A 15,250-nucleotide genomic window follows, 5' to 3' on the forward strand; every position below is an offset into this window, starting at 1 on the left:
GGTGGGGTTTCTGCGTTTACGGCGACGGAAAATCACAACAAGGTACTCAACGCCCACCGCCGTCATCGCCCAACTATTCGCTCTTACTCGACAGCGACTGCGCCAGTTCCCCCGCCTTCAGTGAACTCATCAGCGACATCAGCGTATTGATCGCATTGCCGCCACTATCACCACCCAACTGGATCTGCGGAACGAGCGGAACACGTGACGTTTCGAACGCTTCGGCCAAACGCAGCATCACCGTTTGCATCAGTTGCTTGTCGGCACCTTCACCTTGCAGCGCTTCGGACTTCGCCTTGATCGCCGAAGCTTCCGCTTCACCGACCGCCTTGATCGCCGACGCGCGACCTGAGCCCTCCATTTCCTGCCTGAACTTGTCGGCCTGCGCGAGCGCTTCGATTTCCTGACGACGCTTCTCAGCGGCCTTCACCGCTGCCGAACCCTGGTTCTCCTTGATCGATACATCGACCAAGGAACCAGTCAACTCCTTCTGTTTCGCCGCACGCTGTTCTGCTTCGTTCAGTTCGCGCTGCTTGTCTGCGGCGATCTGTTTCTGCGCGAACGTTTCGACCTGTTCGCGCGCGATCTGCCGGTCGCGCAACTGCGCCATGATGTTCTCGATCTGCGTGTCGCCAGCTTGCGGCTTCGGTGTGCCGATCAGCACTTCCTCGAACTCCAGCGAATACGCCTTGAAGCGCTCGCGCATCTCACTCGACGCATTGCCCTGCAATTCGCTGCGCGACTGGATCAACTCGATAAACGTCCGCGTTTGCGAGACGTTCTTGAAGTACGACGACACCATCGGATCGAGCGTCTGCTCGACCAGTTGCTCGATATTGCCGAAACGCTGCACGACGAGCGGCGCCTTGCGATAGTCGATATGCACGACCACCGACAACGGCAATTGCGGTTCGAACGCGTCCTTCGTGATCAACGTGATCTCGCGCAGATTCGAATCGAAGTTAGAACCGCTTTCGCCGGCTTTCCAGAGCAGCACGAAGTTGGTGGTCGGGACGAATTCGATCTTGCCGGCGTACGGGTTGAACGCGTACTTGCCGGGCATCAGCGGTTCGCTCCAGACGCCACGGCAACCGGTTTTTACCAACTCGCCATGACTGTAGTCGCTGCCGGAGAGGTCGTCGCCGCGACGGCCCGTGTACGACACCACCACGCCCACAAAGCCGACCGGAACGATGGTCTTCGTCAGAAACTCAACCGTCGCGAAGAGCCGGTTGATGTAGTAAGTGCCTTCCACCAGCACGCGTTCCTGACGACCGCGACGTCCACCCGCCGCGAGAAACTTCTCCGGCTCCTGAAACGCGTTGTGCAGATCGCCGACGTCGGGTGCAAGCAATTCGTCCACGCGCAGCCCCGGACCATCCTGCACCGTTACCACGGCGATCTGGTCGGAACCATGGGCGCCCGTGACTTCCTTGATCACGACCGGCGTAAAGGCGCTGCGCTCGTCGAGCACGTCGCGCATGCGGGCGTAGTAGGCGCGTTCTTCCGGCGCCATCGACAGTGAATAGGTCGTGTCCTCCGTCATGACGACGAACAGCGCCGGATTCAGAATGTGCGTGCCCTCACGCAGCACCTTGCGCTGCGGACCCTTCTGGCCGCCATGTTCGAGAAACGCGCGGACGTCGCGGAAATCGTCGACGGTGGCATTGTCGGCGAGCGTCTGGCCCGCCGGCAGATCGACCCCGTCACGCGCGAAGACATAGCCGATCTTGCCTTGCGTGACCGACACCATCGGCCGGATATGAACGCGATACTGGAACGGCGTGAAGAAGTGAAAACCGCCGCGGCGCACGTCAGGTTGAAAGCCGGCTTCGCCATGCAAGGCGAGCAGGCCGACCTGCACCGATCCTTGCGCACTCCAGATCTTTTCGATGACGCCGATCGCGTCGTTCGGAATATAGTGAACGGCCCCCGACAGCCAGACGCCGATCACCGCGAGCAGTCCGATGACGAGTAAAACGACCAGCGGGACCAGTAAGCTCATGGATAAAACCGTGTGCATGTTATTGGACTCTTTTTTAACGTTGTACTTCGAATACCCGAGCGTCGTCATTCGTGGTCCGTGCTTCTGACAGCACGAGCGCGACGCAAGGGTTCAGGCACTACAGTGTGAAAAAGACGTAGAGCGACGTCAGCCGTCGAGCGGCGTGGTGGGATTTCTATCTCGACGCCTGGAGAGAGCAGGATGGCCTGTAATGGCGAGCACGATACGCCACGGAGACTGCGGCACTGACCATTGCATAGTCACGCAATTGACCGTGCGGCTCAGCAACGCAAAATGCGTTGCTGCATGAGGCAAGCGACAGGAGAGGGGAGCCAATGCGCGCAGCGCGCGGGACTCAATCCCATCACGCGTGGCGTCGTACTCGACGAAGCTCAGGAACCAGACAAACGGTGCTGCCGTAGCGACTTGCAAGATTTCAGCGACCTTCCGCGGATTGCTAATCTGATGGAATTCTATGCCTCGTGATGAGCGAATGTCCAAGTAATTTTAGATGACGCTCCAGCTTTTAGAGGAAGACTTCACGAAGAACCCGCAACGCATAAATTCACAAAAAATGCCCCCGTCGGAAAAAGACAAGACGGAGCAGAGCCGCCTGATCGACCTGAGCCTGTCACATTGATCTGGTTTGCTTATCAGGTGTTTTAACCAGAAATAATCACCCGCCACAACTACCATTGCGTGAAGCCAGGCTAAGTGCAAATCACAATGGAGTCCATGGCAAATTTCAGTGTAACTTTGCTAAGCTTAATGTTCCTGATGCCGATAACACAGTCAGCCACGCTGCTGGAACCGTGAAGTGCGCAACTGCGAAAGAGGTTTTTCGCAAAACTAATTAATAAGCATAAAAAATATATTACTGACGTAACCATTCCAGTGCATGTCATTGGAATTACATGGCGGTTATTGAAAGCCACCGAAGACAAAGAGTATCCGGATTGCATGAGTGAATGCGCGGTATGTCCCATGCGGAGCGCATAGGGTGACCGTGTCGGGCGTCGTATCGCCGGTTCGCTCTGCGGCTAAAGAAGTCCTACCGCTTGTCATCGTGATGTGGAGGCCGTGCCCGGGGCGCGTCATATGATGGAGTTCGATACTCAACCTTCGTCGAGTGAGTCGCGCACGCGCGCGCAAGCTCCGGACGACGCCACGTTCATCGGCTCGTCGATGGCCTTCCGCCAGTTGGTGCGGATGATCGACCGCGTGGCGCCCACTCATCATGCGTTATTGATCATGGGGCCCACGGGCTCGGGCAAGGAGTTGGTGGCACGGCGCATTCACGCGCTCGGCCTGAATCGCGACGAGCCGTTCGTCGACGTCAATTGCGGTGCGATTCCCGAGCACCTGGTCGAGGCCGAACTGTTCGGCCACGTGAAGGGCGCGTTCACCGGCGCGTCCGACCATCGCGACGGTCTGCTTCGGCAAGTCGGGCAGGGCACGCTCTTTCTCGACGAGATCGGCGAGTTGCCGTTGACCCTGCAACCGAAATTGTTACGGGCATTGGAAACGCGCAGCTTCCGACCGGTCGGTTCATCGGTCAACGTGCGCTTCGAAGGGCGCGTGGTTGCCGCGACGCATCGCGATCTGCGCCACGCGGTTCACGAAGGACGCTTCCGCGAAGATCTGTTCTATCGCCTCGCGGTGTTCGTGCTCAACGTGCCGGGTCTCGACCAGCGTGCCGACGACATTCCGTTGCTCGTCGCTCATTTCGCCGCTCAGCAAACGCGCGTTATTGAATTCACGCCGACGGCGATCCGTTGTCTCTGTCAGCAGGCATGGCCGGGTCATATCCGCCAGTTGCGCAATCTGATCAGCCAGTTGAGCGTGCTCGCGGAGCGCACGCGGATCGACGCCGACATGTTGACGCCGTTCCTCGTCACCGGCGCGGTCGACACGAACTCGCGCGTCGCCCTGGCGGATCAGTTAATGCAACTCGACGGTTGCGACAAACTGGCGGCAGCGGAAAACCTGCTGATCGATCGCGCGCTCGAACGCACGTCGAACAACAAGAGCGCCGCCGCGGTGCTGTTGGGCGTGAGTCGCAAGACGATCGAGCGCAGACAGAAGGCGCGTGAAGAGCGGCACCACGCGGCGCGCGATTGTCTGGCGCAGGCCGACACGCTGGTCAATGCATCGCAATTCCAGGAGGCCATTCCGCTATTGCGCCGCTGCCTCGATCTGTTGCTGAAGAGCAATGGCCCGGACGACACGCGTCACCTCCAGTTCGAAGCCTATCGCATGCTCGGGGTAAGTCTGCGCAGCGTGTACGGCTGGCTGCATGCCGAAGCGACCGCGTGTTATCTGGCCGCGCTGGCCGCAGGTCAAGGCGTGTGCGACGAGGACGAACTGGCGTCGGTGCGCTTCGGCGTGTGGACGACGCAACTGACGACCCTGCAACTGACCGAGGCCCGCGCGACCGCGCAGAATCTGCTGCAACAGGCGCAAGGCATGGGCCGCCAGGCGACGCTCGACGAAGCGCACATCGCCATGGTCAATACGCTGTTCTGGCTGGGCGACAGCGAAGAGGCACTGGCGTGTCTCACGCGTGGCGGATTGGCCGGCATTGGCCGCAAGGACCGGCGCATCGGCGTTCAGGGTCTGGACCTGGCGGGCCTCGCGTTAACCTTCGAAGGTCTCGCCGGCTTCCAGATCGGCGCCGTCGACAACGCGCGCCGGTCGATGGAAACGCTGATCGCCCGCACCTCGGACGGCAACGATCACGCGCTCGGCCACGTCCTCGATCTGCAGGGCGCGGCATGGCTCGCGTTCCTTTTCAACGAAATCGACCGGCTCGGCGAGCTGGCCAGTGAACTGGATGCCGTGTCCAAAGTGGCGGGTTTCACCTTCTATCGCGGCGTGGGCAAAGTGTTCCGCGCCTGTTACCTCAGCGCGCGCGGTTCGCTCGACGAGGCTCAGGCCACGCTGCTGGACGGCTATGACAATCACATGGCGAACAACGGCGGAGCGTTGTTCTATTCGTTCAAGACCTGGCAGCACGGTGAACTGCTGTTGCGTGCGGGACGTCCGCAGGCGTGCGAGACGCTGCTTGCCGGCGCGCTCGATGAAGTCATTGAACGGCAGGAGCGCGTTTATCTCGGCGAACTGCTGATCGTCAGGGCACGCGCGCAATGGGCCCTCGGCGACATGACGGAAGCCGAGCAGGGCCTGCGCAGCGCGATCTCCACCGCGCGCGCGCTGGGTTCCGTGCCGGCGCGGATCGCCGCCTCGACCTACCTCGCCGACCTGCTCAACCAGACCGGCCGCCGTACCGATGCCACCGACGTACTCGAGCGCGCGCTGCGCGCCGAGTCCTCCGCCCGCCCGGCGCCCGGCGCGATGCGCGCGCTCCGCCTGCTGGCCGAATTACGTAATACCGATTCCCTCCAACCGCAAAAAAAAGGAATGGCACATGGCCTATGAACTCGGTCCACAGGATCTGGAACCCTTGCTGCTCGGGGGCGCTTTCTTCGGCAGCGGCGGCGGCGGTACGGTCGAGTCGGCGCGTCATCTGGCCGCGCATTTTCGCAAGGGCGATTACTACCCGCGCGAGACGGTCAACGTCGTGACGGTCGAAGAAGCCTCGGGCCCCGACGCGTTGGGAGACGCCGTCATGGTGGCCTATCTCGGCGCGCCGGAAGCGATCAACTCGGCCACCTATCCGACGGGCCCCGTGCTGGCCGTGCAGAGCGTGCAGGAGCGGCTGGCGGCGCAAGGCCGCAAGCTGGCCTACATCGCGCCGCCGGAGAGCGGCGCGCTGGGCTTTAGCGTGGCGTGTCTGGTGGCCGCGAAGCTGGGCCTCGCGGTGATCGACGCCGACGGCGCCGGCCGCGCCGTGCCCTCGCTGCCGATGCTCACATACGCGGCCCGCGAAATCGATCCGCGGCCGGCCTATCTCGTGAGCCAGGGCGGACTTAACGTCGAACTGAACGTGACGCCGCGCCACAGCCATACGAGCGGCGGCACGTCGCATCAGCGCGATGTCTCGGCGATTGTCGAACAGATGATCCGGCCGATCGTCGGCGATCCGGAATTCAACCAGTTCGGCGGCCTTGCAATGTGGGTGATGACGCCGGCCGAACTCGGCGGTGCAATGCCGATTCGCGGCACGCTGACCCGTGCGTTGACGCTGGGTCGTGCGCTCGGCGCGGGCCGGGTCCGCAACGTCCCCCAAATGATCGCCTGGCTGGCCGAGCACGGCGGCCTCTCGGCGCGTGCGATCTCCGAGCCGGGCGAACTGGTGTCGGCCAAAGTGGACACGAGCGGCGGATTCGACGTGGGCAAGATCGGCATCAAGGCGGGGCAACATACCTATACCGTGGTCTATCAGAACGAATCGCTGATCGCGTGGGACAGCCGCCGCCCGCAGCCGATCGTGCTGGCGCCGGACAGCGTGGCGTATTTCGTCGAAGGCGACGGTCAGTCGATTTTCACCAACGGCGATCTGGTGATGGAGGACGGTTCGCTCAACCCGGTGGTCGGCAAGCGCAAGGTGACGCTGATCGGCTGGGAAGCCGAAGCGCCGCTGACCGTGCCCGATGGCCTGATACTCGAGAGTTTCCTTGAGCTGCTTGAACCGCTCGGCTATCTCGGCCCTTACGTGCCGGTGGGCAAGCTGCAATCGTCGCCGCTTCGGGGAGAATTGTCTTGAGCGCGCCGCTTCGTATTTGCGTCCTCGTGCCGGTCGCGACGAACCAGTTCAACGACCGCATCATGAAGGCCGTTGCGCCCGTCGTGCCGCCCGACGTTCAGGTCGAGGTGCGTAATATCACCAGCGGCCACCCGTGTATCGAGAATCGCACCAACTGGCTCGAAAACGGCATGCCGGTCGTGACACTCGCGCGCCAGATTGCGAAAGAAGGTTTCGACGGCATCTGGCTGACTGACTTCGACATGGCGGGTGTCGAGGCGGCCAGAGAGGTGATCGACATTCCGATCATCGGCGGATTTCCGACCTCGGCGTTCGCGGCGTTGATGCTCAGCCAGCGCTTTTCGATCATCACGATTCTGCAAAGCACGCTCGCCATGCAGCGAGGTCATCCGCAGAGCTATGGGCTGCAGGATAACTTTGCGTCGATTCGCGCGATCAATTGCCCGGTGGATCAGCTCGACAACACCGACGTGGTGGTCGCCAAGACCTTCGAGCAGGCCATGAAAGCGATCAACGAAGACGGCGCGCAATCCATCCTGCTCGGCTGCACCGGTTTCGTCGATGTGGCCAGCCGCGTGGGCGTGCTGCTCGAAGAAGCGTTGGGGGCTTACGTGCCGGTGATCGATCCCAATCACGCCGGTTTCAGCTTGCTCGTTTCGCTGGTGCGGATGCGGGTCCGCCCGAGCCGGCTGACTTATAGCAAGTACGTCATTCCGTCCTGACGCTTTCCTGAAGCGTAGCGAGTCCAGAGCATCCGGCTCGGGGGAACATCCCTGACCCGGATGCTTTGTCGTTTACTGCACGCGCCGACTACTAGTGGACGAAATCGTCCACTACGCACCCATCAAAGGGACGCCTCCGTCCACTGCGCGCGTGCCGGAATCGATCAACGCCTGCCACGCGGCGTGCCGCTTCATTGGCACATGGCTTGCATATTGTCTGCCGCGTTCGAGGCAACCGCCGTTGTCGTTCATCGTCGTTCACCGTCGTTCAACCACCCACCAGGAAAACAGCATGGCTACCCTTCCCCGTATTGGCCTATTCCCGGCCCGCTATGTCGTCGGTACCGGATTGCCGGGCGCGCCGACGCTCACGCTCGGACTTCTGGTCGATACGCCCCGACGCAGCGTCGTCGGCGGCGCATCGATCACGCAGGCGGTGAATCCGCCACTCGATTTCCATGCCGACACGTGGGGCACCTTCACGTATATGGCGCTGATGCCGCCGTCCGAGACGCGCATCCTGGTGGTTCTGCAGGGCAACACCGGCGGCCCGGAATCGAACTCGATCACGACCTTCCGCCTGCATCTGGTGCTGGACAGCGACTGGCAACACGGCGTCGCCAACTACAGCTATCTGAACGATGGCCGCTGGCTTGAAGTATCCAACGTGCCGGCGAGGCTCGATCCGGAATTCGTGCCGCTGGAACCCGGTCCCGTGATTCCGAGCAACCCGCATGGCGGTCCGACACCGCTGTACGGCGTGAGCATCCAGCATGCGCTGGCAAGCGGCGATCTCGCGCATATGAAGACGCTGGCGAGCTTCGCGCAACAGCAACTCGACAGCCGCGAAAGCATTCAGACCGGCCTGAGCGAACTGAAGGCGGAAATCGCCCGGCTCGAAGCCGCTCGCTAACGCTGGCTCGTCACGTTTCGCTACCCCTTGTTCACAGGAGTTATCGCCATGACTGTCGGTCTTTTCCCGGTTAATCTGCGCGTCGCGACGCCCGCGATCGGCGCGCCCGTTCTCACGCTGTCCCTGCTCGTCAACACGCCGGCCAAGCGAGTGAGCGGCGTGGCCCGGATCTATCAGTCGACCTATCCGCCGCTGGAATTCCATGCGGACGTCTGGGGCAATTACAGCCAGCTTCAACTCGCGCCCGGCACGGATCCGATCATCGTCCTGACGTTGTCGGGCAATCCGTCGGGACCGACCAGCGGTCTCGCGGAGACGTTCCAGTTTCACGGCGTGCTGAAGAGCAGCTGGCAGTCGGGGCAGGCCGGCTACAAGTACTTCGACAACCAGCGCTGGCACGACGTCGAACACGCGATCGTCACGCTCGTCGGCGCACTGCAGCCGCGCGAGCCGAACCAGCCGGTCGCGCCGCTCTATGGCGTGGGTTTGCAGCAGGCGAAGGCCTCCGGCGATCTGAGCCAGATGAAGTCGCTGGCGCGCCAGGCTGAACAGCAGTTGGCCGACGCCGGCAACATTCAGAGCGAGCTGACCAAACTGAACGCCGAGATCGCCCGGCTGGAAGGGCGTGCTTAATCGACGGCAACAGGCGTAGGCGCTCCTGGGCGCCTGCCTTCCTGGCGACGTAGCGACGCAATTGCGCAACGCCGTGCGTCGCCGGGAAGGGGCGATAAGCAGCGGTGCAGTCGCGGGAACCCACACACGAGAAGGGAAGCAACATGCACGAGACCAGTCAGCAGCCGGCCCGCTATTTGCGCGACGATGACTTTCAGCGCTTCGTTCCCGTTCATGTGGTGTGGGAAATTACGTTGGCCTGCGATCTGAAGTGTTTGCATTGCGGCTCCCGCGCGGGTCGCCGCCGCCCCAACGAACTGAATACCGAAGAGTGTCTTGAAGTCATCGAGTCGCTGGCCCGGCTCGGCACGCGCGAAGTGTCGCTGATCGGCGGCGAAGCTTATCTGCGCAAAGACTGGATCCAGCTAATCAAGGCGATCCGCTCGCACGGCATGTACTGCGCCATTCAAACCGGCGGCCGCAATCTGAATCCGGCGCGGCTCGCGCAAGCCGTCGAAGCGGGGCTGAACGGTGTGGGCGTGTCGCTCGACGGCATGCAGCCGCTGCACGATAAGGTGCGCAACGTGCCCGGGTCGTTCGGCAAGGCCGTCGACACGCTCAAGCGCGCCCGCGTCGCCGGTCTCGCCACCAGCGTCAACACGCAGATCGGTGCGGCGACCCTGCCGGATCTGCCGGCGCTGATGGACACCATCATCGAACTCGGCGCGACGCACTGGCAGATTCAACTGACGGTGGCGATGGGCAACGCCGCCGACAACGACGAACTGCTGCTGCAGCCGTACCAGTTGCAGGAATTGATGCCGTTACTGGCGGACCTCTACAAACGCGGCTTGAGCCACGGCTTGTTGATGAACGTGGGCAACAACATCGGCTACTACGGTCCTTATGAACATTTGTGGCGCGGTTTCGGCGACGAGCGCGTGCATTGGACCGGCTGTAGCGCGGGGCAACAGGTGATCGCGCTGGAGGCGGACGGCACGGTCAAAGGATGCCCGTCGCTGGCGACGGTCGGCTTTGCGGGCGGCAACGTGCGCGATCTTTCGCTGGAAGAAATCTGGCGGACGAGCGAGGCGATCCATTTCGGCCGGCTGCGCTCGGTGGACGATCTGTGGGGCTTCTGCCGCACCTGCTATTACGCGGACGTGTGCCGCGGCGGCTGTACGTGGACGTCGCATTCATTACTCGGCAAGCCCGGCAACAATCCGTATTGCCACTATCGCGTGATCGAACTGCAGAAGCAGGGGCTGCGCGAGCGGATCGTCAAAGTCGAGGAAGCCGGGAAGGCGTCGTTCGCGGTGGGGCGTTTCGATCTGGTGACCGAGAAGATCTCGGACGGCACGCCGGTGGCGAGCATCGTCCGCTCGGGGCAAACCATCGAACTCACGTGGAAGAACAAAGGCAAGCGCGCGCCCGAAGTGGGTCGTGTGCCGACGAAACTGGCGTTATGCCGTAACTGCAATGGCTACGTTCACACGAACGAGCAAACCTGTCCGCATTGCAGCGCGGATATCGAAGCCTCCGCGCGAACCTATGAAGAGCAGGCGCAATACCGCCGCGCACTGATCAGCAATCTCGAACACCTGCTGGGTCAACCGGCCGGTTGATCGTCGTTGTGCGGCTTCGCCTGATTCGTCGACGCGAGCCGCTTTCAGTCTCCCCAGATCCCCGATTTCACGCCCGGCGGCTGCTCGTGCGCCGGGCGGACCCATGCCCGCGTTTCCCCCCCCTTCAGCAGCCGGCCGGCACCTTTCCATTCCCTTGCCACAAATCTTTAACGATCCACAGCCAGAATGGCGGCCGTGCATTGAGAGAGATTTGTACCTGGCGTTGCACACGGTTGCAATCAACCCGCCCGACTTCCGTTCCTTCACCGAGAGATCGCATGAAACTGTTCAGCAGCCTGCGCGCCGTGTCCGTTGCCGTCGCCTTATCCCTTGCCGCGGCGAGCGCCGGCGCAGCCGATCTCGTGATCGCCGGCCGCGACGACATCTACGGACGCGGCCTGGCGGGCGCCGTCGCCGGCTTTACGAAGCTGCATCCCGGCGCGGACATCGAACTGCTGAAGCTGCCCAATGCGAACCTCTACCAGAAGCTGAAACTGTCGATGCGCGAAGGCACCGGCGCGTTCGATCTGGTGATGATGGACGACACCTGGTCGCCCGAATTCATGTCGAACGGCTGGCTCAAGCCGCTGCCGGCGAACCTCGCCGATGCGGACATGGTCGCGTCGACCGTCGCGCTCGGCCGCGCGCCGTCGGGCGGCTTGTACGCGCTGCCGGTGGTGGGCAACGTCGAAATGTTCGCTTATCGGAAGGACTTGCTGGCGAAATACAAGCTGCAGCCGCCGCGCAACTGGGACGACGTGCTGAAGATCGCGCAGACCACCGGCGCCGCCGATAAAGACGTGTCCGGCGTGGTGTTTCGCGGCGCGAAGGGCAACCCGGTCGTGACCGGTTTCCTGCCGATTCTATGGGCGTACGGCGGCGACGTGATCGATCAGGGCGGCAAGGTGACGATCGATTCCCCGCAAGCGCTGGCGGCCCTGAAAATGTTCGTCGCGCTGAAGAACAACGCACCGAAGGACGTCGCGGTTTACGGCGCAGCCGAAGTGCGCGACGCGTTGCAGAAGGGCGCGGCGGCGCAGGCGCTGGAAGTCTGGCCGGCCTGGATTCCCGCGCTCGACGATCCGAAGCAGTCGCGCGTGGTCGGCGAAGTCGCGTTGCAGGCGCCGCCCGGCCAGGTGAAAGGACCGTCGCCGATGCTCGGCATCTGGCAGATGGCGATTCCGAAAGACGCGCCGCACGCCACGCTCGCACAAGAGTTCTTGGTCTATCTGACCCAGCGAGATACGCAAACGCGTCTGGCCGCGATGGGCATTCCGCCGACCCGTAGGAGCGTGTTCGAAGATCCGGCGCTGGTGAAGCAATTCCGCTGGTATCCGGATCAGCTCAAGGCGCTCGAGGCCGGCCGCGCCCGTCCGCGTGTGAAGGACTGGCAGCAGATCGAGAGCATTCTCGGCGACGCGTTGCAACTGGTGCTGACCGGCCAGCTCGCACCGGACGCCGCCTTGCATCAGGCCGCGCAGAAGATCACGCCGGCGCTTGCCGCCGCGGCCCAATAACCCCGTCGTCCTGTCGATCTATTCCATGAACGCCGTGCGCCGCTATCTGCCACTGGTCCTGCTGGTGGGTCCCGCTTTGCTGGTGCTCGGCGTGCTTGCGCTGTATCCGGTCCTGCGCGTGCTGGTCGACTCTTTCTTCAATGTCGACTATGCGTCGGGCCACCGCCTCTTTACCGGGCTGGAAAATTATCGCGCGGTGCTCGGCGACAGCGAGTTTGCCGCGAGCTTCGCCAATACGCTGCAGTTCACGGTCGCGGCTTCGGTGCTCGAAGTCGTGCTCGGCGGCGCATTGGCGTTGCTGTTCGCGCGCGCGTTTGCCGGCCGCCGTTTCATCATTCCGCTCGCGATTCTGCCGATGATACTGTCCACCCTGGTGTGCTCGGCGATCTGGCGCAACTGGCTGAACTACAGCGGGTTTCTGAACGCGCTGCTGGCGGTGTTCGATCTGCCCGGCGTGCAATGGCTGTCCGATCCGCACCTCGCGATCTGGTCGCTGATTCTGGTGGATGTCTGGCAATGGACGCCAATGGCCTTTCTGATCATTCTCGCCGGCTTGCAGTCCATCGCACCGGAACTGTATGAAGCGGCTCGCACCGACGGCGCGAGCGAGTGGCAATGTCTGCGCCACATCACGTTGCCACTGATCGTTCCGCAAATCGTGCTCGCCATGCTGCTGCGTTCGATCGACACCTTCAAGCTGTTCGACAAGGTCTATGCGCTGACGGGAGGCGGGCCCGGCAATGCGACGCAAACGCTGTCCACCTATATCTACGACACAGGTTTCCGCTTCTTCAACGTCGGGCCGGCGAGCGCCGCTTCGGTGCTGATGCTGCTGATCTCGGCGGTACTGGTGTCGGCCAACGTATGGCTGTCGATCCGCAAGGCGCGCGCGCGATGAATACTGCTACGTCGTCTTCCGCGTGGCGTCCGGTGGGCCTGGGCCGACAAGCCGCGCTTTGGCTGTTGCGAATCATCGCACTGATCCTGTTGCTGCTGCCTTGTATCTGGATGGTCGGCGCCGCGTTCACGCCGACGCTCGAACGTCTCGATCATCCGCTGTTGCTGTGGCCGCATGTGCCGACCCTGCAGCATTTCGAATCGGTATGGGCGAGCGGTATCGGCCGGCAGTTGCTGAACTCGGTGCTCGTGAGTTGTGGGACGACCGTGTTGTCGCTCGCCCTCGCTTTTCCGGCCGCTTATGCACTCGTGCGCATGCGCTTTCCGGCGCGCCTCGATCTGCTGTTCCTGATGCTGGTGCTGGCCGTCAAGCTGATGCCGCCGATCACCGTGGCGGTGCCGTTGTTCACGCTCGCGAAGAACCTGCATCTGCTCGATTCCGAATTCGGCTTGATGCTCGCCTACCAGGTGTACACGCTGCCGCTGTCGATCTGGATGCTGCTCTCGTTCGTGCGCGAAGTGCCGATCGATTATGAAGAGGCCGCCTGCCTGGACGGCGCGGGTCTTATCCAGCGGCTCGTCTATATCGTGCTGCCGTTGTGCGCGCCAGGACTCGTCGCCACCGCGATCTTCGTGCTGATCGCGGCGTGGAACGAGTTTCTGCTGGCGCTGCTGTTTCTCACCACGCCGAGCCGTTTTACGTTGCCGCTCGCGGTGGCCGGCTACGTCACCGAAAACGGTATCGACTGGGGCGATCTGATGAGCGTCGGCATGATCGCTTCGCTGCCGACCCTGGCCGTCGCGGGATACGTGCAGCGCTATCTGCTGCGCGGCTTTTCCGGTGGGCTGAAGTAGAGCGAATAAAGCAGGCGGCACGCGCTGGTCGATGGCGCCTGCGTCGGGTGACTTTGTCAATGTGTCGGGTGCTTCGCGCTCGTCTACCTACCATCTGGAGATCCACGAAAATGAACAAGCATTTGGCGGTCGCGCTGGCGGCTGCGGGCCTCGTCGCGACCACGGCGGCTCACGCGCAAAGCAGCGTCACGCTCTACGGGGTGATCGATAACGGCCTCGTTTATCAGAACAGCAGCACGTCGCGCGGTTCGACGACAGGCGGCCACTCGGCGATCACGGCGTCGAACGGCGCATGGGCCGGCAGCCGGTTCGGCCTGAAGGGCAGCGAAGATCTCGGCGGCGGTTCGAAGGCGATTTTCCAGCTCGAAGCCGGCGTGAATAGCCAGAACGGTCAATCGCAATTCACGGGCGGCATGTTCACGCGCCAGGAATGGATCGGTTTGACGAATCCGGCCTACGGTACGTTGACGGCGGGCCGTCAATACACGGCGTACTACACGCTGCTTTCGCCGTATAGCCCGACCACATATCTGACCGGTTTCTTCGGCGCGCACCCGGGCGATCTCGATTCGCTCGACACCACGATTCGCGCGAACAACTCGCTGGTCTATACGTCGCCGAAGTTCTACGGCTTTACGGTCAGCGGTTCGTATGCGCTCGGCGGTGTGGCGGGCAGCACCAATCGCGGCTCGACCTGGAGCGCGGCGATCCAGTACCTGAATGGACCGTTCGGCATTGCAGCGGGCTTCCAGCGCGTCAACAACTCGACCGTTGGCGGCGGCGCGTGGGGCACGGACTCGACCACGAACTCCGGCGGCCAGCCCGGCATCTCGGCCATCAACAACGGCTACGCGACCGCGCAAGCGCAGCAGCGCGTGGCGGTGACGGCCGGCTACAAGTTCTCGCCGGCGTGGGACGTGTCGGTGTCGTACTCGAACGTGCAGTACATCCCGGGCGTGGGCTCGGCGTTCCTGAACACGGCGACCTTCAATACGGCGGGCGCGGTCTTGCACTGGAAGCCGAGTGTGAGCTGGGATTTCGCGGGCGGTTATAGCTATACGCGCGCGACGCAGTCGAACGGGATCAGCAGCGCGGCGCAATACCATCAGATTTCGCTGACGCAGTACTACAGCCTGTCGTCCCGCACGGGTCTGTATCTGGGCGAAGCGTATCAACATTCGAGCGGCAAGACGATCGGCTCGAACGGCGTGAAGATCATCGACGCCACGGCATCGATCGGCGACGGCTTCAACGGTTCGCCGTCGTCGACGAGCACTCAGTTCACGGCGGGCGTCGGCATTCTGCACCGCTTCTGATCATGCGTGTCGCCGCGGTGGTGGGCGGCGCTCATGTCTCTGCGGTTCAGGTCTCTCTTGTGTTGCGACTCAGGGTGACGCAGGAGAGACCGCTTTGTGTGGCGGTTTTTGCTTCGCAGCAG

The 15,250-nt window shown here is 62.6% G+C and carries 11 protein-coding genes; 10 read left to right on the forward strand and 1 reads right to left on the reverse strand.

Features of this window, described 5'->3' with window-relative positions:
* Positions 1-73 precede the first annotated feature (73 nt).
* Positions 74-2,005, reverse strand: a complete 1,932-nt coding sequence (locus GGD40_RS30655; protein ID WP_257030626.1) for an SPFH domain-containing protein — start codon at positions 2,003-2,005, stop codon at positions 74-76.
* A 1,185-nt stretch (positions 2,006-3,190) separates the two neighbouring features.
* Between GGD40_RS30655 and GGD40_RS30660 the strand changes: the two genes are divergently transcribed.
* The 10 genes from GGD40_RS30660 to GGD40_RS30705 all read left to right on the forward strand — a co-directional run bounded on the left by GGD40_RS30660 (position 3,191) and on the right by GGD40_RS30705 (position 15,128).
* On the forward strand, positions 3,191-5,443 hold the full coding sequence (locus GGD40_RS30660; RefSeq protein WP_257030741.1) for a sigma 54-interacting transcriptional regulator: 2,253 nt from the start codon (positions 3,191-3,193) through the stop codon (positions 5,441-5,443).
* Entirely contained in the window at positions 5,433-6,671 is a 1,239-nt protein-coding gene (locus GGD40_RS30665) for an S-methyl thiohydantoin desulfurase domain-containing protein (protein WP_179710553.1), read from the forward strand. Before GGD40_RS30660 ends, GGD40_RS30665 begins: the two co-directional genes overlap by 11 nt.
* Entirely contained in the window at positions 6,668-7,393 is a 726-nt protein-coding gene (locus tag GGD40_RS30670; RefSeq protein ID WP_179710551.1) for an aspartate/glutamate racemase family protein, read from the forward strand. The genes GGD40_RS30665 and GGD40_RS30670 overlap by 4 nt, the downstream gene beginning before the upstream one ends.
* Positions 7,394-7,685: 292 nt before the next feature.
* On the forward strand, positions 7,686-8,306 hold the full coding sequence (locus GGD40_RS30675; RefSeq protein WP_179746160.1) for a DUF1842 domain-containing protein: 621 nt from the start codon (positions 7,686-7,688) through the stop codon (positions 8,304-8,306).
* 48 nt (positions 8,307-8,354) lie between these two features.
* Entirely contained in the window at positions 8,355-8,939 is a 585-nt protein-coding gene (locus GGD40_RS30680; protein WP_179746161.1) for a DUF1842 domain-containing protein, read from the forward strand.
* 143 nt (positions 8,940-9,082) lie between these two features.
* Positions 9,083-10,543 (forward strand): GDL motif peptide-associated radical SAM/SPASM maturase, encoded by a 1,461-nt coding sequence (locus GGD40_RS30685; RefSeq protein WP_179746162.1) that lies wholly within the window; start codon positions 9,083-9,085, stop codon positions 10,541-10,543.
* A 278-nt stretch (positions 10,544-10,821) separates the two neighbouring features.
* Complete coding sequence (locus GGD40_RS30690; protein ID WP_179746163.1) at positions 10,822-12,060, forward strand: ABC transporter substrate-binding protein; 1,239 nt, start codon at positions 10,822-10,824, stop codon at positions 12,058-12,060.
* A 25-nt stretch (positions 12,061-12,085) separates the two neighbouring features.
* Entirely contained in the window at positions 12,086-12,958 is an 873-nt protein-coding gene (locus GGD40_RS30695) for a carbohydrate ABC transporter permease (RefSeq protein ID WP_179746164.1), read from the forward strand.
* Positions 12,955-13,812, forward strand: coding sequence for a carbohydrate ABC transporter permease (locus GGD40_RS30700; protein ID WP_257030627.1), 858 nt, complete (start codon positions 12,955-12,957; stop codon positions 13,810-13,812). The genes GGD40_RS30695 and GGD40_RS30700 overlap by 4 nt, the downstream gene beginning before the upstream one ends.
* A 110-nt stretch (positions 13,813-13,922) precedes the next feature.
* Positions 13,923-15,128, forward strand: coding sequence for a porin (locus tag GGD40_RS30705; protein ID WP_179746166.1), 1,206 nt, complete (start codon positions 13,923-13,925; stop codon positions 15,126-15,128).
* The last annotated feature ends 122 nt before the right edge of the window (positions 15,129-15,250 follow it).

Source organism: Paraburkholderia bryophila, from assembly GCF_013409255.1.
GTDB lineage: Bacteria > Pseudomonadota > Gammaproteobacteria > Burkholderiales > Burkholderiaceae > Paraburkholderia.

Coding starts and splice junctions, on each gene's coding strand:
- GGD40_RS30655 (WP_257030626.1), bottom strand. CDS start 2,005: ATGAGCTTACTGGTCCCGCTGGTCGTTTTACTCGTCATCGGACTGCTC.
- GGD40_RS30660 (WP_257030741.1), top strand. CDS start 3,191: ATGGCCTTCCGCCAGTTGGTGCGGATGATCGACCGCGTGGCGCCCACT.
- GGD40_RS30665 (WP_179710553.1), top strand. CDS start 5,433: ATGGCCTATGAACTCGGTCCACAGGATCTGGAACCCTTGCTGCTCGGG.
- GGD40_RS30675 (WP_179746160.1), top strand. CDS start 7,686: ATGGCTACCCTTCCCCGTATTGGCCTATTCCCGGCCCGCTATGTCGTC.
- GGD40_RS30680 (WP_179746161.1), top strand. CDS start 8,355: ATGACTGTCGGTCTTTTCCCGGTTAATCTGCGCGTCGCGACGCCCGCG.
- GGD40_RS30685 (WP_179746162.1), top strand. CDS start 9,083: ATGCACGAGACCAGTCAGCAGCCGGCCCGCTATTTGCGCGACGATGAC.
- GGD40_RS30690 (WP_179746163.1), top strand. CDS start 10,822: ATGAAACTGTTCAGCAGCCTGCGCGCCGTGTCCGTTGCCGTCGCCTTA.
- GGD40_RS30695 (WP_179746164.1), top strand. CDS start 12,086: ATGAACGCCGTGCGCCGCTATCTGCCACTGGTCCTGCTGGTGGGTCCC.
- GGD40_RS30700 (WP_257030627.1), top strand. CDS start 12,955: ATGAATACTGCTACGTCGTCTTCCGCGTGGCGTCCGGTGGGCCTGGGC.
- GGD40_RS30705 (WP_179746166.1), top strand. CDS start 13,923: ATGAACAAGCATTTGGCGGTCGCGCTGGCGGCTGCGGGCCTCGTCGCG.